This is a genomic window from Blautia sp. AF17-9LB, from assembly GCF_003479185.1.
In the GTDB taxonomy this organism is placed as follows: Bacteria; Bacillota; Clostridia; order Lachnospirales; family Lachnospiraceae; genus Fusicatenibacter; species Fusicatenibacter saccharivorans.
In genome coordinates, this window is record NZ_QUGU01000052.1 from 1 (window position 1) to 300 (window position 300).

1 pseudogene is annotated in these 300 nt (G+C 46.7%); it reads right to left on the minus strand.

Features of this window, described 5'->3' with window-relative positions:
- Positions 1 to 300, minus strand: a pseudogene (locus DWX00_RS19435) (IS200/IS605 family accessory protein TnpB-related protein); the annotation flags it as partial.

Consider the following 300-nt stretch of genomic DNA (forward strand, 5'->3'; position numbering starts at 1 on the left):
GTACAGTTTTAAAAAGGCCGCATCTTTCTCTTCTGTGTTTTCACGGTACATGATATCGTGGTAAAAAACAGGCATGGCATACTGTTCACTTTTCAGATACGGCTTTCCCGTTTTCTGTCCCTCTGCTTTCCACTGTTCCAGACGCGTCCGATAAGAAGATACACTCCCAAGCGCATGCTGGACTGCCGCCCGTCTGAAATAGGATGGCATCTTGGGAAAGCAGAAATCAAAATCAAACCGGGCCGGATTCCGTTTCGTTGTATGCACCAGATGTTCCGCTGCATTGAAACGTTTCTTACT